Genomic DNA, 23,333 nt, shown 5'->3' on the forward strand with positions numbered 1-23,333 from the left:
GGGCGGCGTGCGTACGGCCGTGTACGGGCGCCGCGCCCGGCCGTCGGCGGTGCTGTCAGTGGGGCCGTCTAGCCTGGTCACATGATCAAGGGGGAATTCGCCGTACCGTCACTGGGTGCGCTCGCCGACGAGGTCGCGGCCGTGCTGGCAGAACGCCGTGACCCCGGCGTGGAGTCGTTGGAACGGCTGCTCAACGCCGTGGTGAGTCACGGCTACCGGGACCGGGAGGCACTGGCCACCGCGCTGGGATCCGTCCCGCGCGCGTTCAGGCTGAAGCCGCACTCGCAGGTGCAGTCCCTCGGGGGTGTGGTCGGCGCCGCGGTCGAGCCGGTGCAGGCGCTGACGTCCTGGGAGAAGGTCGGGGCGGACTGGCTCGAACTGTGCCAGCACGTGGCGCTGAACTACATAGCCGGGGCGCGCGTGGGCGAGGTCGCGGCGCGGTTGCGGGCCGGTGATCACGTTCCGTTCCTGCTGTCCGTCCCGAGCGGGCCGACGGGCGCGGTGGAACCGTACGATCTGGTCGCGCGGCTCGCGGAGTACGAGCGCCTCGGCGTCCGGCCCGGGCCGGCCGATCTCGGCCAGGCCCTGCTGCGCTGTGGCGGCCCGGTGGATCCCGAAGCGGTGCGGGCCGCGGAGGGGTTGGAGCTGGAGGAGGGGGCCCGGGTGGCCGCCTGGCTGCGGCAGGGCGGTCTCCCCCGGCCTGTGTGGTGGCGGGAGCGCGAAGCCGGTGAGCCCGAGCGGCCCAGCAGGCGTCGGGGAGCACGGATCGGCCGCAGGATCTATGTGGGGCACGAGGCGATCGAGGGCCGGGGCGCGTTCCCCCGGGCCTTCTGGTCGCTGTTCCGCAAGTTCGAGCCGCACCTCTCCTGTCCGCACTGGTCGATGCCGGACTACCGGAACGCCCACACGGTTGCGACCCTGCCCTGGCATCCGGAGATAGCCGCGGCCCGGCTGCTGACGGGGGTCGCGTCGGCCGCCGATCAGGACGGCAGCGGCTCCCCCTCCTTTCTGCAGGCGCTCGCGACGACCGACGGCCCGGCGGGACCCGCCGTGCACCTGGCCGTCGCCTACGGGCTCGCGTCCGTCCCCGAGCAGGACCGGGAGGCCGCGGTGCGGGCGCTGGTCCTGCTGGCCGCTCGGGGCCGGCTGGACGGAGAACTGCTGGGCCGGGAGCTGACCGAACTCGTGGGGCTGGGCACGCTGAAGGTGCCCCTGCTGACCGAGTCGCTGCGGGCGGCGACCGTCGCGCCGCAAGGCGCCGGGGCGGTCTGGGCGGTGCTGGCCACTGCTCTCCCGGGGCTTCTGGCCTGCACCCGCCCGCAGGTCCACGGGGCGTTGCTGGCCGTCTCGGCGGACTCGGCCCGGCTGTCGGGTGCGCGCGGTGAGCTGCCCGAGGTCACCGCTCTCGCCGGGCGACCCGGTTCTTCCCGGCTGCTGAAGGAGGCAAGGCGGCTGCGGGACGCGCTGGCCGGGGTCTGAGCCCGCGGGCCAGTCAGCCGTGCTGGTGCTGTTCGGGCAGCCGGCTCTCCGGGTGCGCCCACAGCAGCACGTTCTCGGGTCGCTCGTCGCGGAAGAAGTCGAGGACGTCCTGGTCCGAGTGGCGCAGGCTGAAGTGGGTGAGGACGAAGAGGGTGTCGGGGTGTGCCTCGACAACGGGCTTCAACCGGCTCCACACGGTGTGTCCGACCCGGTCAGCCCGCTCCAGCTCGGTGTCGTCGAGGAAGGTGCACTCGGTGATGACCACCGGATACTCGAACAGCCACGGGTTGTCCTCGAAGACGCTCACGTGGGTGTCGCCGAGGAAGGCGAACAAAGGCTTGAGCACCTCTCGTTCGACCTCGGCCCCCTCCTTTCGGCGCTGGGCGAGGGTCCGGCCGAACTCCGCGCCCCGGCCCTGTTCCGCGAGGTCGCGCCGCAGTTCCTCGTACTCGGGCAGCAGCGCCTTGCGGCGCTCGGAGAACGCGTACCCCACGCACGGCACCTTGTGGACGCACTCCACCACCCGTACGTGGTGGCCGCGGCGTCCGAAGGTGAACTCGTCGCCGCCGCGCACGCCGTGGAGCCGGCAGCCCTCGGCGAGGACGGGGTCGTAGGCGGCGCCGTGGTTCAGCTCCGCGGAGGACCGCAGAAAGGTCTCCACGTACGGGACCGCGGCGGCCGGCAGGTGGATGTCGACGCCGTCGGGTCTGGCGGCGAGGTAGTCGAGGTCCTTGGAGTGGTCGTGGTGGGTGTGGGTGAGGAAGACGGTTTCGGGCTGACGTCCTTCCGCCAGCCCGGCGTCGAGCGCACAGCGCAGTTCCGGTATGTGGAAGAACGTCTTGTCGTTGGCGCGCGAGTACCCGGAGAGGGTGAGATCGGTACCGGGGATGCGCCAGGTCTCCACTGGCGGAACGGATGCCCGTTCTCCAGCCGTTCGGGGTGGGCGGGTGTCCACGCAGGGGCCAGTGTCATCGGTGCCTCCGTGGGACCGCCATGATCGGATGAGGCCCCGATCGTAGCGGCCGGTGCCCCTGAGCGGCCCGCGGTTTTCCGGCGCGGGAAACGGCCTCCCGGATCGTCACCGGGCGTGGTGGGTGGGGCGTCCGGGGCGCTTGCGGCAGGGCTTGCGCGGGGCTCCGTTTCCGTCCGCCCCAATGCACCGGAACCGGTGGACGGCCGCTCGCGGGGAACCCGAAGATGAGCGCGGCCCGCGCTCGGTGGGCTGCGAAGGGAGTGCCATGACGACGTCTCCAGTGGCGGGCAGGCCGGCGCCACCACCGAGCACCGCCCGGGAGGTCCCGGACAAGAACAAGTGGGCCGTGGGGCCGCTGAACGACGGCAAGCAGGCGTACGCGCTGCCCACCGAGTGGAAATCCGGTGCACTGCACCACAAGATCTCGAAGGAACGGCTCAGCTCGATGGCCGAACAGGTCACCCCGGCCTGGAACTCCAAGAACCGACAGGTGCAGGATGCGGCGCGGGCGTTCTGGAACCTGTGCTGGTCGGTGGCCGGGGAGGACGTCGCCCGCGCCGTGGCCATGGCGGGGCACGGCGGCAGCCCCAACCCGCACCGCCTGCTGTGGAACCTGCCGCTGATGGTGTCGCTGGGGCCGCAGAGCCCGGCCAACGACCCGGGCATGAACTTCGACCCCGACACCGAGCCGGTGCCGGACGGTCCGGGCACCCGCCGGATGGACGCCGTGTCGCTCGCGCTCAAGGCGCTGGAGACCGCCTGGCTGAACGCCGCGGAGGCCGACAACGGGCGCGGTGTGTACGACGCCGCGCTCTGGACCACCCTGCACGGGCACCTGCAGAGCGCGCACATGGCCGCCGAACGGGTCGCACGCGGTGGGCGGGTGCTGTACCCGCCCCTGCGCGAGCAGTGGGTGTTCGACGCCACGACCAAGCAGAACCTGCGCAAGGGGCTCACACCGTTCCCGACGACCGAGCGGGGACTGCGGCTCTTCGCAGCGGCCCGGGTGAACGCGCCGTCGATCGCGGCGTACGCCGGTTCGGCGACGGCTGCCGCCACGGCCACGGTCCGTGCCACCGTGAGCGGGCGGAGGGTCACCCTGACGCTCACCGCGGCCGAGAAGAACGTGCACCACGTGTGCGTGCGCCACACGCTCACGTTCTTCGACTTCACGGACGCGTCCCGGCCCCGCCCGATCAACACCTTCTGGCCCGGCGTGCGCACGTTCGCCGATGCCACCGCCCTCGCCGCGACGCTGCTTCCGGGAATCGGGCGCAGCTGTCTGCGCGAGCTGGACCGCACCCTGGGCAACGTGGTGAAGGCGGACGACTGGCTCGACGAGGTCCTGGAGATCTCCAACGAGGACGTGGACGGCCGGATGGTCTTCTACAACGTGCAGTTGACCGAGGTGGACGGCACGGACGAGGCTCCGGTCATCCAGGCCGTCATCGAGTCGTTCGCACCGGACGGCGCAGACGGTCCGGGCTTCACCCGGGGGGACCTGGACCTCATCGCCGGGCGGCTGTGACGCCGGCCGCTCCGGGGCTCACGGCAGGACCACACCCGCGGCGGCAGCCGCCGCGCCAATGAGGAGGACGAGGACGACGAGGGCGATGTCCCAGCGGGCGGAGCGGCGGGCGTCGGCCGGATCCAGGGCGCAGAGGGTGAGGGCGTCGGGCGCGTAGTGCATGGCGAGTTCCCGTCCGTACGCATGGGCCAGGTCCGGTATTCCGGTGCGGAGGCGGGCGGTGACGGCCGTTCCCTCCCGGCCCCGCCGCCCGCAGACCCGTTCGGTGCTCCCGTTCGGTGCTCCCGTTCGGTGCGCTGACCTGCGATCCGCTCGCGGGGTGGCAGTCGGCTCGCCGTACCCTGAATCCCGTGCCGCCCTCCCGCCTTCACCGTGTCGCCGTCCTCGTCCTCGAGGGCGCCAAGCCCCTCGACGTCGGTATCCCCGCGCAGGTGTTCACGACCCGCGCGAGCATGCCGTACGAGGTACGGGTGTGCGGCGCGGCGCCCGGCCTCGTGACCGGCGGGGACGGTCTGTCGTACCACGTCACGCACGGGCTCGACGCGCTCGCGTGGGCCGACATCGTCTTCGTCCCCGGCTACCGCTTCCCCGACCGTGAGGACCCTCCCCGGGCCGTGATCGACGCGCTGATCGCCGCGCACGACCGGGGCGCGCGGCTCGCCGCCATCTCCACGGGCGCGTTCGCGCTCGCCGCCACGGGCCTGCTCGACGGCAAGCGCGCCACGACCCACTGGCACTACGCGCGCGCCCTCGCCGCGAAACATCCGCACATCCGGCTCGACGAGAACGTGCTGTTCGTCGACGAGGGCAGCGTCCTGACCTCGGCCGGCGCCGCTTCCGGCATCGACCTGTGCCTGCACATCCTGCGCCGCGACCTCGGCGTGGCCGCCTCGAACCACGCGGCCCGGCGCCTGGTCGCCGCCCCCTACCGCAGCGGCGGGCAGGCGCAGTACGTGCCGCGGAGCGTTCCCGAGCCGCTCGGCGAGCGGTTCGCCGCAACCCGCGAGTGGGCGCTGCACCGGCTCGGCGACCCCCTGACCCTGGAGGCGCTCGCCCAGCACGCGGGGGTCTCGCCCCGTACGTTCTCCCGGCGTTTCGCCGAGGACACGGGGTACACGCCCATGCAGTGGGTGATGCGCGCCCGGATCGACGTGGCCCGCGAGCTGCTGGAACGTTCGGAGCGGAGTGTGGAGCAGGTCGCGGACGACGTCGGCCTCGGCACGGGTGCGAATCTGCGGCTGCACTTCCACCGCATCCTCGGCACCACCCCGACGGAGTACCGGCGCACGTTCACGCAGGGCGAATAGCTCGAGGTCAGCCAGGTGGGACCGGTGTGCGAGCGGCGTGGGAGCGGTGTGGGAGCCGTGTGGCGAGATCCTTACGAACCATGGCGATCTCGCCGCTGTCGCGGACGGTGAGCGGGCGCGAACCTGATGGCGAACGAAAGGGACATCGCTCATGACTCGCATTGCCATCAACGGATTCGGTCGCATCGGCCGCAACGTGCTGCGCGCGCTCCTCGAGCGCGACACCGACCTCGAGGTCGTCGCCGTCAACGACCTCACCGAGCCCGCCACCCTCGCGCGGCTGCTCGCCTACGACACCACGTCCGGCCGGCTCGGCCGCCCCGTGACCGTCGAGGGGAACGTGCTCGTCGTCGACGGCCACCGCATCACGGTGCTCGCCGAGCGGGAGCCGGAGCAGCTGCCGTGGGCCGAGCTCGGTGTCGACCTCGTCCTGGAGGCGACCGGCCGCTTCACCTCGGCCGAGGCCGCCCGCGCCCACATCAAGGCCGGCGCGCGCAAGGTGCTCGTCAGTGCGCCGTCCGACGGTGCCGACGTCACGCTCGCGTTCGGTGTCAACACCGACGCCTACGACCCGGCCGTGCACACGATCGTCTCGAACGCGTCCTGCACCACCAACGCGCTCGCCCCGCTGGCCGCCGTGCTCGACGAGCTGGCCGGCATCGAGCACGGCTTCATGACCACGGTGCACGCCTACACGCAGGAGCAGAACCTGCAGGACGGTCCGCACCGCGACCCGCGCCGGGCCCGCGCCGCCGGCGTCAACATCGTGCCGACCTCGACCGGCGCCGCGAAGGCGATCGGCCTGGTGCTGCCGCAGCTCGACGGCAAGCTGTCGGGCGACTCGATCCGCGTGCCGGTTCCGGTGGGCTCGATCGTCGAGCTGAACACCACCGTCGCCCGCGAGGTGACGCGCGAGGAGATCCTCGAGGCCTACCGCGCCGCGGCGCAGGGCCCGCTGGCCGGCGTCCTCGAGTACTCGGACGACCCGCTCGTGTCCTCCGACATCACGGGCAACCCCGCCTCGTCGATCTTCGACTCGGAGCTCACCCGTGTCGACGGCCGCCACGTCAAGGTGGTCGCCTGGTACGACAACGAGTGGGGCTTCTCGAACCGCGTCATCGACACGCTCACGCTGCTCGCCGCGGGCTGAACCGACGGCGGTCCCCGGCGGGGCGGCTCAGAGGTTGTCCCAGAGCCTGCGCCAGAAGCCGTCGCGCACGTCGCTGATCCAGTGGCGGGTGTTGCAGTGCATCTTGCGCACCACCGGGAAGGGCTGAGGCACCGGGCGCCCGCACCACTGGCACGGCTTCGTGCGTCGTGCGGGCGGGCCCGGCGCCTGCATGCGGTTGGTCTCGGTCATGGATCACAGTGAACCGGCCGGCCGCGCGCGGCGCCTCGGCGTACCTACTCAGCCGCCCCGGTGCTTCCTACTCATGCGGATCGCTCAGCGCATGCGGGGAAGGCGGAGGCTGAGGACGACCGTCAGCGCGATCAGGGCGAGTTGTACGAGCAGGGTGACGCTCACCGCCCCGCGGACGCCCGCCGTCGGGATCAGGGCGAGGAAGAGGCTTCCCAGCGTGGCGACCCCGAGCGCCACGGCGGACTGCTGGGCCGTGATCATGACGCCGCTGCCCGCCCCGGCCCGGTCGGCGGGGACGTCCGAGAGCATCAGACGTATCAGTACGGGCATCTGGAAGCCCTGGCCCAGTCCTGCCAGGGCAGTGCCCGGCGCGAGCACGGCGGGGCCGAGGTCCGGCCAGCCGTGGCGCAGGGTGGCCAGCAGGAGGGCGATCCCGGCCGCCTGGATGACGCCTCCGGCCGTGACGATCCGGCTGCCGAAGCGGGTGACGAGGCGCGGCCCCGCCAGCGAGGCGCCGAAGAAGGCGACGGCCATCGGCGCCAGCGCCAGGCCCGCCGCCACCGGACCCATCTCCAGGCCCTGCTGGAGGGTGACGGCGAGGACGAACATGAAGCCGCCGAACCCGATCGAGAACGGCAGCAGGAGCGCGAGGCCTCGTCGCAGCGACTCCAGCCTCAGCAGGCTCGGCGGCACCAGCGGGGTACGGCCGCGGCGGTCGGCCCGGCGCTCGGTGAAGTAGAACGCCACGGCAGCGACGGGGAACACGGCGAGTGAGACCCAGGTCCACAGCGGCCAGCCGGCGGCCCGCCCCTCGGTCAGCGGGAGCAGCAGCGAGACCAGCGACAGCGCGAGCAGCAGGGTGCCCGGTACGTCCACGCCGGCGGGCCGGCCGGCGCGGGTGTCCGGCACGGTGCGCACGGCCAGGACCAGCCCCAGGAGCACCACGGGGACGTTGACCAGGAACACCGCGCGCCAGCCGGTTCCGGCGAGGTCCGCGGCGACCAGGACGCCGCCGAGGATCTGCCCGGCGACCATGGACAGGCCGCCGGTGGCCCCGTACAGGCTCAACGCCCGCGCCCGGCGCGGGCCTTCGGTGGTGGCCTGGATGGTGGCGAGCACCTGCGGCAGCATGAGGGCGGAGGCCGCGCCCTGGGCGACGCGGGCGGCGACGAGGCTCCAGGCGTTCGGGGCGAGGCCGCAGGCGAGCGAGGTCACGCCGAAGGCGGCCATGCCGATGAGGAAGAGCCGGCGGCGGCCGAGGCTGTCGCCGACGCGCCCGCCCAGGACGAGCAGGACGGCGTACGCGACGCCGTAGCCGCCGACGACGAGCTCCAGGAGGGCGGGGCCGGCGGACAGGTCGTGCTCGATGGACGGCAGCGCGACGTTGACGATGAAGAAGTCGATCAGGGGCAGGGCCGCGCCCAGGAGCACGGTGAACAGACCGAGCCCGCCCAGGTGGGGCGCGGACGCGGTGGCGGTGCGTGCGGTGCCGGTGCGTGCGGGGGTGCTGCGCGCAGAGGTGTTGCGGAGAGGGGTTTGAGTCACCCTCCGACGGTCGCGCAGGCGCCGGGCGGGTACCAGAGTGCACTTATCCGGGTATCAGGAGTACCTGGCAACAGGATGGGCCGTGCGGCAGGCTGGCAGTATGACCACTGTGGCCCCTGGAAGCGATGTCCGCCGGCACGAGCTGGCCGAGTTCCTGCGCAGCCGCCGCGAGCGGATCACCCCCGAGCAGGTCGGACTGGTGCGCGGGCCGCGCCGCAGGACCCCGGGGCTGCGCCGCGAGGAGGTCGCGCACCTGTCCTCGGTGGGCGTGACCTGGTACACGTGGCTGGAACAGGCGCGCGACATCCAGGTGTCCGCGCAGGTGCTGGACGCGGTCGCGCGGGCGCTGATGCTCGACGTGAGCGAGCGGGAGCACCTGTTCGCGCTGGCCGGGAGCCTGGACCCGGCCCCGCCGGCGTTCTGCCCCAGCGTGACCCCGGCCGTGCGGGCGATGCTGGACCAGTTGGGCCACATCCCGGCGTGCGTGCAGAACAGCCGGTACGACATCCTCGCGTACAACGCCGCCTACGGGCGGCTGCTGGGCGACCTGGACGCCACGCCGCCTGAGGACCGCAACTGCATGTGGCTGGCCTTCACGGACCCGCAGTGGCGGGAGGCGGTCGTGGACCTGCCGAGCACGCACCGGCTCATGGCGGCAAGGTTCCGGGCGGCGATGGCCGAGCACCTGCTGGAGCCCGCGTGGACGACGCTGCTGGCCCGGCTGGAGGCGGCGTCGGCGGAGTTCCGGGCGGTGTGGGCCCGCCACGAGGTGGCCGGCGGCCCGATCGCGAAGTCGAAGTACATCCGCAACGCGCACGTGGGCATGCTGCACCTGGAGCACACCAACCTGTGGCTCGGCCCGAGCACCGGGCCGAGGCTGGTGACGTACGTACCGCTGGACCCGCAGACGCGGGAGCGGCTGGAGAGCCTGGAGCAGCTCGCGAAGTCGGCGGATGCGTCAGAGCCGGCGGAGGTGGCCGGCACCGGGTCCGTCGTGCCGGCCTGACCTTCGAAGCGATCATGGCCGCGATCGCGGCCGAGGTCCAGGCCGAGATCGCAGTCGAGGTCGCCACTGCGCCGAACGCGTCGCCCCGGTCCGCTAGGCGAAGGGCCCTTCGGCCATGAAGCGGCACAGGTGGCGGGCGAAGGTCTCGGCCTCGCCCGGGGGCCACGAGGACAGGCTCTCCGTGATCCGGTCGGCCAGGCGCGTCCGCAGCTCGGCCACGACGAGCCGGCCCTCCTCGGTGAGGACGAGGAGGTGCGCGCGCCGGTCGGCGGGGTCCGGCTCACGGCGGACGAGGCCGGCGGCCTCCAGCCGGGAGGCCCGGCGGGTGACGCCGGAACGGTCGACCCCCGCGACCTGAGCGAGGTCGGCCGCACTGCGGGGGGCGGTCCGGGCCAGGGCGCTGAGCACCGGGTAGGTCAGCTCGTCGACAGCCTCCCCATGCCGTCCGTGAGCTGCTGGTGCAGGCGCGTGCGAGTCGTGCGCTTGAGCAGAATGCCCAGCGCGTCCGCGATCTCGTGTCCGATCGGCCCGCGATGTTGGCCCTCGCCAAAGACGTGGCCGGCCGCCGGATCCTGGACGCCGGCTACGGCTCGGGCTCCCTGTCCGCTGCACTACGCGACGGCGGTGCGGTCGTCACCGGCATCGACGCCAGCGCCGGGATGCTGGCGTTGGCCAGGCGGCGGCGGCTGGATGACGACGTGGCCCTGCACGTGGTCGACCTGAGCGACCGCCTGCCGTACGCCGACGGTGCGTTCGACGACGTGGTCGCGTCGCTGGTGCTGCACTACCTGGAGGACCGGGGGCCGACACTGGCCGATCTACGGCGAGTGCTCAGGCCCGGCGGCCGGCTGATCGCGTCGGTGAACCACCCGTTCGTGGCCTACACGATCCAAGATCCTCGGCCCGACTACTTTGCGACCACCAGCTATACATTCGACTGGACGTTCAACGGGCAGTCCGTCCCGATGAGGTTCTGGCGCAAGCCATTGCACGCGATGACTGATGCCTTCACCGCCGCCGGCTTCCGTCAGTTGCTCCAGGGCACGGGCCAAGTCACCGAGGTCGAGATCGCGGAGAACCGTCAGGCCCTCCGTCAGCGGGCCCCGGGCCCGCTTCACATCCGTGCTCGCGGGCGCAGCCCACGGATCGGCGGCCTCCCCCGAACCGGCGGCGCGGCGGGCGCAGGCGCAGCGGCCGGAGCGGGGACTCGGCGGGCCGGGCGCTCCGCCGATCGGTGAGGTGTGCGTCGGTCGGCTGCCGGCGGTGGTGGCTGAAGGCAATGAGGACGGGCACCGCGCTGCTCGCCTCCCTGAAGCGGGACCCGGGTGCGGTAGTGCTTGCGAAGGTCGGCTTGATTCCCATGCCGTAGGGTCATGCAGTGACCAGCTCCTTGCCCCCTTCCGAATGCGTGTTTGCCGATGAGTTGCTGCTCGAGGGGTATGGCGGCCCGAGCGCGCTTTATGTGCGCGACCAAGCGCGCGGCGTCGTCAGGGCGGTGCACGCCGGAGGGGCGATCGCCCCTGATGACAGCGACAAGCTGGTCGACCTGCTCGGCGACCCGCAGGCATTCATCAACGAGCCGACCGAGCCCGCCCATCTGGGCGGGGACAACCGCCACAACATCACCAAGGCCCTGCTGATCCACGCGTGCCGCACCGACGATCCGGACCTTATTCGACGCCTCCGGCAGGTAGCGCCGTCGGAGGTCCACCGCATCGATCTTCGCCTCCCGCTGTCGGTGCCATGCCTGCTCGCGCTCTTCGACGGCCTCGGACAGGAAGAACTGGCCGTTCGTCACGCCGCCATGCACATGGTCCGCAACAGCCACAGGCACACCGACATCACGCCGATCCTCGACACCATCGTCAGCGAGCTGGCCTCCCCTGAGCATGGTCGCGGCTACCACCGGGTCGCCCCGGCCGACGGTGCACGCTGGGCGCTGCTCTCCTACAGCCTCGACACCGACGACTTCGACAGCCTGTACGAGCGGGTCGCGGCGGCGATCGACCCGTCTACGCCGACCCAGAACGCGCTGCGCACGCTGGCCGCCCTGTACGCGGCTACCGAACAATTCGACCGGGTGATCAGCCTTGTCGGACGCGCAAGCACCCGGGTCGCGGTCATCGGGGGGATCCACGACGCCGTCTGCGCGATCGCTGGAAACCTTAAGTTTGCGAGACATCTGCCCAATGCCCGCTACCCCTTCACCGAGGCGATCACCCTCGCCGAGGGCCTGGCCACCAACGCCGGCCACCGCAAGCAGGTGGAGCACATCCGCAAGCGGCTCAACCATCTCCGGCCCAGGAAGGCCGAACCCGGAAATCCGCGCAGTGCCACGTAGTGCGTACGGAGGGATGCGGAACCGATGGCGCTCGCCATGAGTGCGTGTTTCTGATCCCTGACCTGCAAGGACCGCGACCTGTAGGATTCCTGCTCTTTGACTGGAGGGTCGCGGTGGAGCACGAAGCACTGATGGCAGGGTTGTCGGATGCCTTGCCAACGGATTTCGGCGTTGACGAGGGCGTCGACTGGGTTGCAGCCGAAGCGAAGTGGGAGTCACGCTTCCCCAGCGACTTCGTGGCCTTCATGTCCGTGTATGGCGCTGGCACCCTCACCCGCCACGTCGGTATCTACGAGCCCTTGTCCGAGGCGTTCGACGAGGAAACGGAGACCGCCCGCGATATCTGGGAGGTGGAGGGTGGTCGAGAGGTCTTGGACGTTGATCCCGCCCACATTCTCGCGTGGGGCGTGACTGGAGGCGCGGACATCCTGTGTTGGCTGACCGCCGATTCAGACCCGGATGAATGGCCCGTCCTGGTCTGCGGGCGTCACACGGAGGAAGTTTTCACGGTCTACCCGTGCGGCATGGCAGAGTTCTTGCGCAGGCTCCTTCTGAACGACTTCCCCGTCTACCCCATCAGCATCGATGTGACATCGGCGGACAGCGGGTTCGTGCACCGTTCCGTGGCACGGGAACGCAGAAGAGCGGGCCTCGATGCCTATACGGGCCAGCCGCTTTAAGCGTGGCAGTGATTGCTGCAGCGGTCACCGCGCGGTGCAGGTCTGCTTGGTGCACCCACTGGTGCGACGGGTGATGCGTCGGGTCATGAGGGTGATCGCGGCCCAGGTGATGAGGGCTTCGCTGTGCTGGACAAGTCGTTCGTAGTCTCTCGCGTGGCGCCGGGCTTGCGTGATCCACGACAGGCTGCGTTCAACGACCCAGCGGCGGGGCAGGACGACGAATCCAGTGGCATCCTTGGGCCGGCTGACGGTCTTCACGGTCAGCCGGAGGTATTTCTTGGCCGAGTCGACGAGCTGGTCGGCGTCAGCGGAGTCGGCCCATACGAGGGTGATTTCGGGGTGCATGAGGCGGAGTCTGAAGAGGACTTCTTTGGCCGCGTCGCGGTCGGTCATGTCGGCGGGGGGGACCATGACCAGCAGCGGAAGACCTCGGGTGTCGACCACGAGGTGGCGTTTCCTGCCGTTGATCTCTTTCGCGGCGTCGTAGCCGCGTGAGTCCTTGCCGACGGTCTCGGCGGCCTTGACGCTCTGGGAGTCGATGACGGTGGCGACGGCCCGGGGGCCTTTGCCCATGTCACGGCGGATGTGTCCGCGCAGGTGGTCACGGATCTGGCCGACGACTCCGGCTGCGGTCCATCTCGCCATGAACCCCCAGACGGTCCGCCTATTAGTTACGTGGAATCACGCGCCGCAGGATGCAGCTCGTATCCTGCGGCGTCCCCACGTACTGAGGAGACCCGTTGGGCAGCGCAGTGGTCATCGAGGAGAAGTGGCCGGTCCTGGGCCGGCCTAAGCGGGCGGCCGAGTGGCTGCGAGTGTGGAGGGATCTGGGGCGGGCTCCTCGGACGATCGACGCGTACGCGCGGGGACTGGCTGAGTACCTGCTGGTCTGCGAGCGAGACGGGATCGACCCTGTTGCCGCGAAGCGTCTGCATGTGGCGGCGTTCGTGAGGTCCAGCGGCGATGCACCGAGGCTGGGGCAGACGACGCAGTCCGAGAGGACCGCGAGCGGGTGCAGGCGCGGAGCATCCCCGGGCGTAGCAGGACCCGACCCAACCGTCATGCCACCCAGCACAGCCCAGGTCAGCCGTCCCCCCGGGACGAGAACCATTCACCAGGCAGTCAGCAATGACCACCCGCTCACACGCACACCACCGCCCCCGCAGGGGCACGCCCGTGGTCCGCCGACTCAGGTGAGGGCGGCGATCACCTCTCGCGCCGCCCGTTCGCCCTCGGTGGCACCGCCCTCCATGAAGCCCTGGAAGTCGTAGCTGCAGTGCTCGCCGGAGAGGTGGACGTTGCCCTGCGCGGTGCCCTCGTACTTCGCGTACCGGTGCAGGTAGCCGGTCGGCCAGTACGAGTACGCGCCCAGCGAGTACGGGTTGCGGTGCCACGCGGAGAGCTGGGCCCGCCCCGTCCATGCGGCCTTGGTGCGGGGGAAGAACGCGTCGATCCCGGTCAGCGTGCGGTCGGTGAGCCGCCGCACGTACGGGTCGGACTCGGTGGCGAACGGTGTGACGGGGGTCAGGGCGCGCGCCAGGGTCCCGCCGCCGTACTGGAGCAGGATGCCGCCGGTGCCGGGCTGGAGCTTGGTGGTGTCCCAGGTCTGCTGGACCTCGGAGTCAGTGAAGCAGTCGCCCGCCGACACGCCGGGCCAGGGGCCGGTGCCGCGCCACGGGCGGCCGGTGAACTGCATGTTGAGCTTGGTGCAGGCGCCCATCCGGGCGTCGCGCAGCAAGTTCTTCATGAGGGGGTCGAAACCGGCCGCCGAGGTGTCGACGCCCTGGAGGACCGGCAGCGGCAGGCACAGGACGGTGTGGTCGGCCACGACCGTGCGGGTGGCGCCGGAGTCGTCGAAGGTGAGGGTCTGGGTGCCGCCGGTGTCGGCGCGCACGGCGACCAGCCGGCGGCCCATGACGATCGAACCGGAAGGCAGGGCCGCGGCAATGGCGTTCGGCAGCTGGTCGTTGCCGCCGACGATGTGGTAGCGCTCGTTGGACAGGCCCCAGACGTTGAAGTTACCGGGGTTGGGCTGGTAGCCCATCAGCAGGACCAGGGCGAGGGCGGACTGGTCGGTGGTGTCGGCCCCGTACTCGACGTTGTAGGCCACGTCGATGAAGCGGCCGAGCGGCGAGTCGTGCCCGCCGGGGACCCGGCTCTCGATCCACTCGTAAAGGGTCATGTTGTCCAGGGCCGTGCCGACGGGGGTGGTGGAGTTCCAGGACACCTCGCCGGAGTCCTGGAGGTCACGGTGCAGCTGCTGGTAGACGGCCTTGAAGTCCTCGTCGGCCCGGGTGCGGGAGTAGTAGGTGCCGTTGAACCACAGGACCTCCTCGGCCCCGTTGGGGCCGCCGCCGAGGAAGTCCTCGGTCGGGAGGCCGAAGCGGCGGCAGAGCTCCAACATCTTCTTGTGGCTGGTGTCGATCAGTTCACCGCCCACCTCGGAGGTCTGCCCGTACGCCCAGTGGTCGCGCTGCGTCCACATCCGGCCGCCGACGCGGTCGGGGTTGGCTTCGTAGACGGTGCACGGGATGCCCGCGTCCTGGAGGGTGAGGGCGGCGGTGAGGCCGGCGATGCCCGCACCGACCACCGCAACGCGGGCCCGTTGGGGCCTTTTGCCGTCGGGGGCGGGGGTGGCGGCGCGGGCCGGGGCGGCGGCGACGCCCGCCACGGCGGTGCCGAGGCCGAGGGCGGCCGCCCGCCGCATCAGCTCCCGGCGGCCGAGGCCGCGCACGTCGGCGACGGGCAGACGCAGGCGGTGGGCGGCGGCGTGTTCGGCGGTGAGCCGGCGGAGTGCGTGCATGAGGGGCGTACGGGCCATGGCGGGGACTCCTTCGCGGGGTGGGCGACTGCAGGCCGGGCGTTCGTGGATCAGGTGTACGTGGATCAGACGTCCGCACGGAACGGGGACAGGCCGGTGGTGCCGTCGGAACCGGGGGCGGTGCCGTCGTCGGCACGCTCGGCGGCGTCCTCCAGGACGATGCGGCCGATGACCTCGTAGCGCTCGGGCGCCTTGGCCTTCAGCCACAGGCCGAGGCCCAGTCCGCCGAAGAAGACGGCGCCGACGATCCAGGGGATCAGCTTGAAGAAGACGGAGTCGGCGGCGGCACCGGCCGCGGTCTCCATGTTGACGACAAGCAGGACCACGACGGCGGTCATCGCGATCCCACCGAGCAGGGGCGCGGTGAAGGTCCTGAACCAGTGCCGGTCCTCGGGGTGGTTGCGGCGGAAGTAGCCGATGACGGCGAAGGAGCACAGGGTCTGGACGATCAGGATCGCCATGGTGCCCAGGATCGCCAGCAGCGTGTACAGGTGCAGGTACGGGTCCTGGCCGGTGAGCCAGAAACCTGCGACCAGGGTCACCGCGATGACGGTCTGGACGACGGAGGCGACGTGCGGCGAGCCGTGGCGCGGGTGGGTCCGGCCGAGCGCCGGGTGCAGGAAGCGCTCGCGGCCGATGGCGTACAGGTAGCGGGCGGCGCACTGGTGGAAGGCCATCCCGCAGGCGAACGAGCCGGTGAGCAGCAGCCATTGGAAGGCGTCCACGGCCCATGCGCCGATGAAGTGCCGGGTGGGGCTGAAGAAGAGGTCGAGGGGGTTGGCGGAGGCGGACAGTTCCACGGACCCGGTCAGGCCGTTGCCGGCGATGGTCATCCAGGAGACGTAGATGTAGAAGAGGCCGACTCCGACGACGGAGATGAGCGTGGCCTTGGGAATGACCCGCTTGGGGTCGCGGGACTCCTCGCCGTACATGGCGGTGGACTCGAAGCCGACCCAGGACCAGAAAGCGAAGAAGAGGCCGAGGCCGGCGGAGGTACCGGTGAAGGCGTTCCGGGGGTCGACCGGCTCGAGGGGGATCCCGTCGGGGCCGCCGCCGGAGACCAGTACGGCGGTGGCGACGGCGAACAGGACCGCGATCTCGGCGACCAGCATCACGCCGAGTGCCTTGGCGGTCAGGTTGATGTCGAAGTGGGCGAGGCCGGCGGTGACGGCGAGCATCCCGGCCGCGTACAGCACCCAGGGGAGGTCGACGCCGAGCTGGTCCTGGACCGTGGTGCGGGCGAAGTAGGAGAAGACGCCGACGATCGAGGCCTCGAAGACGACGTACGCGAGGACGGCGAGCATGCCGGAGGCCATGCCGGCGATCCGGCCGAGTCCGTGGGAGATGTACCCGTAGAAGGCGCCCGCGGCGGTGATGCGCTTGGCCATGGCCACGTAGCCGACCGCGAAGACGGTGAGGACGACGGTGGCGAAGAGGTACCCGGCGGGGGCGCCGGTTCCGTTGCCGAAGCCGACCGCGATGGGGAGATTGCCGGTCATGGCGGTGATGGGGGCGGCGGTGGCGACGGCCATGAAGACGACGCCGATCAGGCCGACGGAGTTGGCCTTGAGGCGCTGGACCTCGCCTGCGGGGCGGGCCGCCGGGGTGGATCGGGGGGTGCCGGTGGAACCGTTGGACATGTCGTCCTCTTCCGCTCGTGCTGGGTGTCCCGACGTGAGGCGGGCCACTCTGGCGGTAGGTGACGCAGCCCACAATCGGCATGCGGTCCGGTAATCGCCGTGTGGGGCCGACGAGTTGTCGGGGCATCAGGAGCGGTTCGTACGCCTTCGGCGGTGGGCACGGCGGCGTGTCCGGCGGGCGGCCCGGGGGCGGCTCGGCAGGTGGGGCCGATCCGGACCTTGTCAGGGTCTGTTCAAGCCGGGTGCTGGTGGGCGAGGATCACGCCCGCCCCACCCGTTTTTCCTTCCCCACCACGCCTTCCCACCCCGGAGGATGTCCATGACCCGCCGCACACCCCGCGGCATGCTCGCCGCGGCCACCGCCACCGTGGCGCTCTTCTCGCTCGCCGGCCCGGCCACCGCACAGTCCTCGGCCCCGACGGCCGACTCCACCGCGCCGCAGGGCCGGATCTTCATGGTCAACCCCGTCCAGGCCACGGGCGACCAGGCACTCACCGACGGTAAGGACGCCGATTCCGCCGTCCCCGCCACCGCGTACGCCCTGGCCGCGCTGCGCAACCTGGACGGCGGCGGCGGACTCCACGGCCGCTGGGCCTCCGTACGCTCGGACACCGGCCCCTCGGCCAGGACCGGCGAGGCCGCCGGGTACACCCGTCACGACGACCGGTTCGAGCAGGTTATGGCCTACTTCTGGGTCAACGAGACGCAGGAGTACCTCCAGTCCCTGGGCTTCGGCACCGAGCTGCGGGGCGCCAACGACCGGGTGCAGCCCGTACGGATCAACCAGTGGGGCGCGGACAACTCCTTCTTCACCGACAAGAAGGACGAGATCCGCTTCGGCAAGGGCGGGGTCGACGACGCCGAGGACGCCGAGGTGATCGTCCACGAGTACGGCCACGCGGTGCACAACGCGCAGGTCCCCGGCTTCGGCTCCTCTCCCGAGGCCGGCGCGATAGGCGAGGCCTTCGGTGACTACCTGGCGGTCGAGGTCGGCGCCCATGCGGACGCCGCATACGGCTGGCCGCGGCGGGCCGACCTGGCCTGCGTCGCCGACTGGGACGCGGCCTCCTACAGCGAGGCCCCGCACTGCCTGCGCCGCATCGATGGGAACAAGGTGTACGCCGACCTGGAGGGCGAGGTCCACGCGGACGGGGAGATCTGGTCCCGCGCCCTCTTCGACATCCGCAACGCCCTGGGCTCCCGGACCGCTGACCGCATCATTGTCAACGCCCAGTTCGGTTTCGCGCCGGACACGTCCTTCAAGGACGCGGCCCTGACGACGGTTTCGACCGCCCAGCGGATGTACGGCGCGAACGCTGCGGATGCCGTGCGTGCCGCGTTCAAGGCCCGGCAGATCCCCGGCGTCCAGTAACGGCCGGGCCCTTCCCCGGACTCGGTGCACACCGCGTCCGGGGAGTGGTACCTCGCCCCGGCGGGCCCGCCGGGGCTTCCGCCGCTTCCGGCGGACTGCGGACTGCGGACTACAGGTCGCGGTGCACCTGTGAGGGCCAGATGTGGTCCTGCGGGCTGTGCGGGATCGGTGCCGAGTCATGGGGCGCCCGGGCGGGGTCCGCCTCGTAGCCGCTGTGCGGCTCGCCCGCGGGGCCGTCCCAGGCCCCGGCAACCTGCGGCGCCCCGGGCGCGGGCGGGCGGCCGTACGAAGGGTCGGAGGGCCGGGGCGGCACCGCAATCAGCGGCTCGGAGGGGGTGGCGGGTGCCTGCAGGCTGCCGTAGCGCTCCATCCGCTGCCAGCGCAGTCTGGAGCCGGCGACGGCGGTGAAGACGGACTGGATCACCACCAGGTACATGAGTTGGCGGTAGACGAACTGTTGCAGCGGCAGGCTCCACAGCGGGCCCGGCCGCTCCCCGTCCAGGCGGAACGCGTACAGGCCCATCAGGACCTGGAGGAGCAGGAACGCCGTCCACAGGCCGAGGATGCGCAGGGGGTCGAGGAAGACCAGGCCGTAGACGGCGAAGACGTCCACGATGGGTGCGAGCAGGGGCAGCAGGACCTGGAACATCAGCAGGTAGACCAGACCGCGTCGCCCGAGCTTGCCGGCCTGCCCCCGCTGGGCGAGGGCGCCCCGATGCTTCCACATGGCCTGGAGGGTGCCGTAGCACCACCGGTAGCGCTGCTTCCACAGGGCACCGAGCGAGGCGGGCGCTTCCGTCCAGGCTTTGGCCCGCTCCTCGTAGACAACGCGCCAGCCGTCCCGGCACAGGGCCATGGTGAGGTCGGTGTCCTCGGCGAGTGTGGTGTCGCTGACACCGCCGACCCGCAGCAGTGCCTCTCGGCGGAACGCGCCGACGGCGCCCGGCACGGTGGGCATGCACTCGGCGAGGTCGAACAGGCGGCGGTCCAGGTTGAAGCCGACGACGTACTCGATGTGCTGCCAGCGTCCGAGCAGCCCTCCCCGGTTGATCACCTTGGCGTTGCCGGAGACTGCGCCCACCCGGCGGTGGGCGAAGGGCTGGACGAGCATGCGGACGGCGTCCGGTTCGAAGACGGTGTCGCCGTCGACCATGACGAGCAGATTGCAGGAGGCGGCCGCGATACCCGTGTTGAGGGCGGCCGGCTTTCCGGCGTTCTGCTGCCGGATGACCCGTACGCCGGGCAACCGGAGGGCTTCGACGATGTCGGCGGTGCCGTCCGTGGAGCCGTCGTCGACGACGATGACCTCGAGTTGATGGTCGGAGGCCACGAGGGAGCGGACGGCCGCCTCGATGCCGGCGCTCTCGTTGTAGGCGGGGACGATGACGCTCACGGGTTCGGTGACCGGAGCTCCCCAGGGCTTTCGGCGCATCCGTACGTGCCGGCGTGCGGCAACGAAGACGGCGACCGCACGCAGCAGGCTGATCGCGCCCGCTGCCCACAGCAGCCACGAGAGGGCTTCGAGGATCCAGTCACTGGTACGGATCGCGGTGATCAGGGCGAGGCCCTGCCACCGGTCTGTGGTCGCGGCGGGCTGCACGGCCCCCCGGAGTGCGACCGCATCGCCCACCGTGGCGAACGTCCAGCCGGAGGCCTTCAGCCGCGGCACGAGCTGTTCGAGCGCGGCGACTGTCTGCGTGCGGTCTCCGCCTGAATCGTGCAGGAGCACGATCTGCCCGGAGGTGTCCTTGGGGGTGGCGCCGGCGACGATCTGTTCTACGCCCGGGCGTCGCCAGTCCTCGCTGTCCAGGGTCGTCAGGATGGTCAGGTACCCCTCCTGCCCGGCCTGGACGACGGCGCTCCAGTCAGCGTCGTCGAGCGCCTTGGCGGTGGAGGAGTACGGCGGGCGCAGCAGCGGCGTGGTGACGCCGGTGGCGCCGGCGATGACGAGTTGGGTCTCGCGCAGTTCCAGGGAACGCCGCCAGGCGGACGCGGCGCCGAGATCGGTGTGGGTGAAGCTGTGCAGGCCGATCTGGTGGCCCTCGTCGACGATCCGGCGGGCGAGGTCGGGATTCTCGGCGACCCGGGTGCCGACGGTGAAGAAGGTCGCGGGCACGGCGTTGCGGCGCAGCACGTCGAGGATCTTCGGGGTCCAGACGGGGTCGGGGCCGTCGTCGAAGGTCAGAGCGATCGTGCGGGCCGCCGGGGCAGCGGTGCGGGCCGCCTCCCCCTCGATCACCGGCCCGCCGGAGCTGATCCCCGCCGGCACGGACGTCCCCGGGCCTTGCTCACGGTGAGCCCCGTCGGGGGTGGAGTCGAACAGGTGCTGGGTGTAGCCCTGGAGGAGCAGCGCCGCCGAAAGGGTGAGCACGAGGGTGGTCAGCAACAGCCAGTGGGTGCGCAGGGGGACGTTGCGTACGGTGCTGTGCCTGCCGTGGGGGCGGCGGCGACGGTTCTTCGACAAGGGGTGGGACTTCCTGCCTGCTGCGTGGGGCGGTGCGGTGCCGGCTGTGTGCTCTGTGCTGGGCCTGTCCGGCGTGACGGACGTGGCTGGCTCAGGGACGGCCGGTGGGCTTGCCGCCACCCTGGCCGGGGGGAGCGGTGACGCGGCCGCGGCCGCCGCCGCGAGGCGACGGAGCCGGGTCTGCCGGTCCGGTCGCGGCCTTCGTCGGGCCCTGCCCGTTGCCGGGCGTCCCCTTGTCGGTCACGGTCGCGGCGGCCGGGGCAGGCGCGGCGCCACTGTGCGAGGCTGCCGGGGCGGGGCGTCTGCTGCTGCTCGCCGGACCACGGGTGGAGGGGCCTGCGGTGCCGGTCCCTGGTGTGTCCCCGGGCGCGGGGGTGTGGGGAGCCCGGGCGGAGGGCAGCAAGGGTGACTGGAAGGTGGGGCCGCCCAGCAGGGTGCTCATGAGCAGCACGACATAGGCGACGGCCGGTACCACCAGCAGGTAGCCCCAGCGACGCACCCGGCGCTGTCTGCGCCCCGACGTGTCGACGAAGACGGGGGCCTCGGCAGCGGCCGGGACCGGCGGCACCTGCGCCGTGCCGTACGCACCGATATCACCGGGGAAAAGCTCCATCGTGTCCGGATCCGGGATGCCGAAAGGTGGGTGCATGCGTGGTGGCCTCTGGATCGGGAAGCGGAGCGACTGATGCCGGGGGCGCGCTCGAGAGGGCACCCCATGCCCTTCAGCGCTGGAACCACCTTCCGTGTCACACCCGGTGCCGAACCAGTCCCCTTCCGTACGGTGTCGACCGGGATGCCCCGGTCGACACCGATCCACCCGCTCCGCCCCGCTTGACCGGCCGGCCGAGCGCTCGCAGGTGACCCGCCCTGGGAGTCACCACCTCAAGCGCCCTGGACGTCTCCGTCACCTCGGACCCCACGGCCCCGTCCCGCCTGGCCTGTCAGCGAAGACGGCCTCGGGGGACGTGGACATCTCCACCACATGACGCTCAGGGGCTGCGAGTCTCGGTCACCTTGCCGGTGTTCCGATCCTTGCTGCGGTGCCAGTCGAACGTCACCGCTCCGTTGGGCGCGACCCACTTGGACGTCATGTCCGTCACGCGGCCCTGGCCGTCCACCGTCCCTAGAACGATCCCTCCGTGCGGCCCGCGCCCAGGACGGCGGGTCGTACAGGGTCTCCCGTGTGGCCCGCCGCCGTACCCGGATCATCATGGCGACGCGGACGCCGGCGTGGTCAGGGAGGTGAGAGCGGCCCGCCAGAGCCGGGCAGGACCTCCCGCACCATCGACACCATCTGGGAATGCGCGGCCGGCTGCACCTTCAACTGCTTCAGGGCACGAGGCCGGTTGCCGAGGTCGAGATCACGGGGGACGTTCGGACTCTCGGTCAAAGGTCCCCAGGAGCGCTTCCCATCCGCGCTCGCGGGCGCAGCCCACGGACCTGCAGTTCCCGGACCGGCCGCGCGGCAGGCGCTGGGGTGCCCGGATCGTCAGCGTGGAGGAGCTGCTCCGCTTCCTCGGTGGGCTGCGTAGAGTACCTGCGGTCATCGAACGGAGAAGACGTTGGACGCGGTCGAGTTCCCTCTCAGCGCTCGGGTGCGCCGGGCCCGGCGCTGGCTCATGGTCACGAGCGCGGCGGGGGCTGTGGTTGCGGGAGCCGCCGTGGCATCTGTGGTGGCCGACGCTTCGGGCCGGATGTCGGTGTCGCGGACGGTTCAGTCGGGCCTGGTGCTGGTGACGCTGTTCCTGCTGCCCGTCGCGTGGGTGGGAGTGCGCGCCGTCTGGGCGCTGCGCGGGCGTGCCGAGCTGTTCGCCGCCGCCAGTGAGCATCGCCGGCGGCGTCCCACCGACCGGCAGCTGGTCGACCACCTGCGCGACGAGCACCCGCTCACCCCTGTGTGGTGGATGCTGGCCGTCCTCGGCGGCCTCGGCACGCTCTGCCTCGGGCTCGCGCTTCCGTTCGCCCTGGCAGACGGGGCCGTACTCGCCGGTGCACTGCTCGGCGCCGGACTGGCCGCTTCCCTGACCGTCCTGGTCCTCGCCGTGCCCGGGATCCGCCGCGCCGACCGCCAAGGTGCGCTGGACCGGAAACGGCGCAGCGAACTGTGGTCGCTGCCGAACGCCGTCGAACGCCGACTCGCTGTCCCCCTCCTCGGCACCGGCGACGGGGCACACTCCGGCACCTGAGCACACAGCCAGGGACCGGCTCTGCATCCCCACGGGTCAGCGAAGATGGTCGGCGCTCAGAGACTGACCACGGCTGATCAGCGTGCCCGGCATCTGGCACACCCGCAGGTCACACCGCAACAATGACGGCAAAGGCGGCTGTCGGCGCACACCACCCCTCCTCCGCCCCGGACTGCACACCCCAGACTGATCACTCCCGCCGGCCCAACAGCGCACGTCGTTGGACCCGCCCGGACATCCCGCGGTCACCAGCAGCTGTGGAGCATGGCGAAGAGCCGCCACCTGTCGGGCGGCGGTCTCACCGTCGGCTGTCCTATGGGGCGGGGGTGAACTCCACGCCGGTGCCGCCGCAGCCGGCCGCGATGTCGAACAGCCGGTCCTTCTCCGCCTCGTCGACCGCCAGGCCCCACCGGAGCTTGGTCGCGGTCCACTCGGCGCCGTACCGGCACAGCTCGTCCGGCGACGGCGGCAGCCACTCCGCCGGATCCTGGTCGGCTGCTCCTGTGCGAACGCGCCGTCACCGCCACCAGCGAAGCCGGCTGCCCCTGGTCGTTCGCGTACGCCTCCCACCGGGCCGGGGTCCGTTCCGCCGCCCCAGCCGGCGGGGAGCGTCATTCGAAGTGCCGGTATT

At 71.6% G+C, this 23,333-nt stretch carries 18 protein-coding genes and 2 pseudogenes; 10 read left to right on the top strand and 10 right to left on the bottom strand.

Annotation, left to right across the window (positions count from 1 at the left end; all coding sequences use genetic code 11):
- Positions 1-81 precede the first annotated feature (81 nt).
- Complete coding sequence (locus OG753_RS01440; protein WP_405786762.1) at positions 82-1,479, top strand: hypothetical protein; 1,398 nt, start codon at positions 82-84, stop codon at positions 1,477-1,479.
- Positions 1,480-1,492: 13 nt separating this feature from the next.
- Here the strand turns inward: OG753_RS01440 and OG753_RS01445 are convergent, their stop codons facing one another.
- A complete protein-coding gene (locus OG753_RS01445; protein ID WP_405786763.1) occupies positions 1,493-2,383 on the bottom strand; it encodes an MBL fold metallo-hydrolase in 891 nt (296 codons plus the stop codon).
- A gap of 334 nt (positions 2,384-2,717) precedes the next feature.
- On the opposite strand from OG753_RS01445, the gene OG753_RS01450 reads away from it, so the two are divergent.
- Complete coding sequence (locus tag OG753_RS01450; protein WP_405786764.1) at positions 2,718-3,980, top strand: hypothetical protein; 1,263 nt, start codon at positions 2,718-2,720, stop codon at positions 3,978-3,980.
- 18 nt (positions 3,981-3,998) lie between these two features.
- On the opposite strand, the gene OG753_RS01455 is transcribed toward OG753_RS01450, so the two are convergent.
- Positions 3,999-4,142, bottom strand: a complete 144-nt coding sequence (locus OG753_RS01455) for a hypothetical protein (RefSeq protein WP_405786766.1) — start codon at positions 4,140-4,142, stop codon at positions 3,999-4,001.
- A 188-nt stretch (positions 4,143-4,330) separates the two neighbouring features.
- Here OG753_RS01455 and OG753_RS01460 point away from each other — a divergent pair, with 188 nt between their 5' ends.
- Both OG753_RS01460 and gap read left to right on the top strand, forming a co-directional pair.
- On the top strand, positions 4,331-5,287 hold the full coding sequence (locus OG753_RS01460; RefSeq protein ID WP_327260248.1) for a helix-turn-helix domain-containing protein: 957 nt from the start codon (positions 4,331-4,333) through the stop codon (positions 5,285-5,287).
- Positions 5,288-5,438: 151 nt separating this feature from the next.
- Positions 5,439-6,437, top strand: a complete 999-nt coding sequence (gap, locus tag OG753_RS01465) for a type I glyceraldehyde-3-phosphate dehydrogenase (RefSeq protein WP_327260249.1) — start codon at positions 5,439-5,441, stop codon at positions 6,435-6,437.
- 27 nt (positions 6,438-6,464) lie between these two features.
- Here the strand turns inward: gap and OG753_RS01470 are convergent, their stop codons facing one another.
- On the bottom strand, positions 6,465-6,647 hold the full coding sequence (locus OG753_RS01470) for a hypothetical protein (RefSeq protein ID WP_405786769.1): 183 nt from the start codon (positions 6,645-6,647) through the stop codon (positions 6,465-6,467).
- Positions 6,648-6,731: 84 nt separating this feature from the next.
- Positions 6,732-8,102, bottom strand: coding sequence for an MFS transporter (locus tag OG753_RS01475; RefSeq protein WP_405792490.1), 1,371 nt, complete (start codon positions 8,100-8,102; stop codon positions 6,732-6,734).
- Between the two features lie 190 nt (positions 8,103-8,292).
- Here OG753_RS01475 and OG753_RS01480 point away from each other — a divergent pair, with 190 nt between their 5' ends.
- On the top strand, positions 8,293-9,198 hold the full coding sequence (locus tag OG753_RS01480) for a helix-turn-helix transcriptional regulator (protein ID WP_405786770.1): 906 nt from the start codon (positions 8,293-8,295) through the stop codon (positions 9,196-9,198).
- Positions 9,199-9,291: 93 nt separating this feature from the next.
- Here the strand turns inward: OG753_RS01480 and OG753_RS01485 are convergent.
- Positions 9,292-9,722 (bottom strand): annotated as a pseudogene (locus tag OG753_RS01485) (MarR family winged helix-turn-helix transcriptional regulator).
- On the opposite strand from OG753_RS01485, the gene OG753_RS01490 reads away from it, so the two are divergent.
- The 3 genes from OG753_RS01490 to OG753_RS01500 all read left to right on the top strand — a co-directional run bounded on the left by OG753_RS01490 (position 9,714) and on the right by OG753_RS01500 (position 12,219).
- The gene (locus tag OG753_RS01490; protein WP_405792492.1) at positions 9,714-10,436 is read left to right on the top strand and encodes a class I SAM-dependent methyltransferase; all 723 of its coding nucleotides are present in this window, start codon (positions 9,714-9,716) and stop codon (positions 10,434-10,436) included. The pseudogene OG753_RS01485 and the gene OG753_RS01490 overlap by 9 nt on opposite strands.
- Before the next feature lie 140 nt (positions 10,437-10,576).
- A complete protein-coding gene (locus OG753_RS01495) occupies positions 10,577-11,539 on the top strand; it encodes a hypothetical protein (RefSeq protein ID WP_405786771.1) in 963 nt (320 codons plus the stop codon).
- A gap of 113 nt (positions 11,540-11,652) precedes the next feature.
- Entirely contained in the window at positions 11,653-12,219 is a 567-nt protein-coding gene (locus tag OG753_RS01500) for an SMI1/KNR4 family protein (RefSeq protein WP_327260255.1), read from the top strand.
- 66 nt (positions 12,220-12,285) lie between these two features.
- Here the strand turns inward: OG753_RS01500 and OG753_RS01505 are convergent.
- From OG753_RS01505 to OG753_RS01515, 3 genes and pseudogenes are all read right to left on the bottom strand, one after another.
- A pseudogene (locus OG753_RS01505) lies at positions 12,286-12,882 on the bottom strand (IS5 family transposase); the annotation flags it as partial.
- A gap of 526 nt (positions 12,883-13,408) precedes the next feature.
- The gene (locus OG753_RS01510; protein WP_405786772.1) at positions 13,409-15,040 is read right to left on the bottom strand and encodes a flavin monoamine oxidase family protein; all 1,632 of its coding nucleotides are present in this window, start codon (positions 15,038-15,040) and stop codon (positions 13,409-13,411) included.
- A 65-nt stretch (positions 15,041-15,105) separates the two neighbouring features.
- A complete protein-coding gene (locus OG753_RS01515; protein WP_405786773.1) occupies positions 15,106-16,680 on the bottom strand; it encodes an APC family permease in 1,575 nt (524 codons plus the stop codon).
- A gap of 319 nt (positions 16,681-16,999) precedes the next feature.
- Between OG753_RS01515 and OG753_RS01520 the strand changes: the two genes are divergently transcribed.
- Positions 17,000-18,052, top strand: a complete 1,053-nt coding sequence (locus OG753_RS01520) for a M4 family metallopeptidase (protein ID WP_327260264.1) — start codon at positions 17,000-17,002, stop codon at positions 18,050-18,052.
- A 109-nt stretch (positions 18,053-18,161) separates the two neighbouring features.
- Here the strand turns inward: OG753_RS01520 and OG753_RS01525 are convergent, their stop codons facing one another.
- Both OG753_RS01525 and OG753_RS01530 read right to left on the bottom strand, forming a co-directional pair.
- Entirely contained in the window at positions 18,162-20,516 is a 2,355-nt protein-coding gene (locus OG753_RS01525; RefSeq protein WP_405786774.1) for a bifunctional polysaccharide deacetylase/glycosyltransferase family 2 protein, read from the bottom strand.
- 91 nt (positions 20,517-20,607) lie between these two features.
- The gene (locus OG753_RS01530; protein ID WP_327260266.1) at positions 20,608-21,165 is read right to left on the bottom strand and encodes a hypothetical protein; all 558 of its coding nucleotides are present in this window, start codon (positions 21,163-21,165) and stop codon (positions 20,608-20,610) included.
- 1,012 nt (positions 21,166-22,177) lie between these two features.
- On the opposite strand from OG753_RS01530, the gene OG753_RS01535 reads away from it, so the two are divergent.
- Positions 22,178-22,702, top strand: a complete 525-nt coding sequence (locus OG753_RS01535) for a hypothetical protein (RefSeq protein ID WP_405786776.1) — start codon at positions 22,178-22,180, stop codon at positions 22,700-22,702.
- Positions 22,703-23,333 lie beyond the last annotated feature (631 nt).

It is taken from the genome of Streptomyces sp. NBC_00029, assembly GCF_045160505.1.
Lineage (GTDB): Bacteria > Actinomycetota > Actinomycetes > Streptomycetales > Streptomycetaceae > Streptomyces.

Excerpts from the sequence above, each read along its gene's own strand:
- OG753_RS01440 (WP_405786762.1), top strand. The coding sequence starts at position 82 with ATGATCAAGGGGGAATTCGCCGTACCGTCACTGGGTGCGCTCGCCGAC.
- OG753_RS01450 (WP_405786764.1), top strand. The coding sequence starts at position 2,718 with ATGACGACGTCTCCAGTGGCGGGCAGGCCGGCGCCACCACCGAGCACC.
- OG753_RS01455 (WP_405786766.1), bottom strand. The coding sequence starts at position 4,142 with ATGCACTACGCGCCCGACGCCCTCACCCTCTGCGCCCTGGATCCGGCC.
- gap (WP_327260249.1), top strand. The coding sequence starts at position 5,439 with ATGACTCGCATTGCCATCAACGGATTCGGTCGCATCGGCCGCAACGTG.
- OG753_RS01470 (WP_405786769.1), bottom strand. The coding sequence starts at position 6,647 with ATGACCGAGACCAACCGCATGCAGGCGCCGGGCCCGCCCGCACGACGC.
- OG753_RS01480 (WP_405786770.1), top strand. The coding sequence starts at position 8,293 with ATGACCACTGTGGCCCCTGGAAGCGATGTCCGCCGGCACGAGCTGGCC.
- OG753_RS01510 (WP_405786772.1), bottom strand. The coding sequence starts at position 15,040 with ATGGCCCGTACGCCCCTCATGCACGCACTCCGCCGGCTCACCGCCGAA.
- OG753_RS01515 (WP_405786773.1), bottom strand. The coding sequence starts at position 16,680 with ATGTCCAACGGTTCCACCGGCACCCCCCGATCCACCCCGGCGGCCCGC.
- OG753_RS01520 (WP_327260264.1), top strand. The coding sequence starts at position 17,000 with ATGACCCGCCGCACACCCCGCGGCATGCTCGCCGCGGCCACCGCCACC.
- OG753_RS01530 (WP_327260266.1), bottom strand. The coding sequence starts at position 21,165 with ATGCACCCACCTTTCGGCATCCCGGATCCGGACACGATGGAGCTTTTC.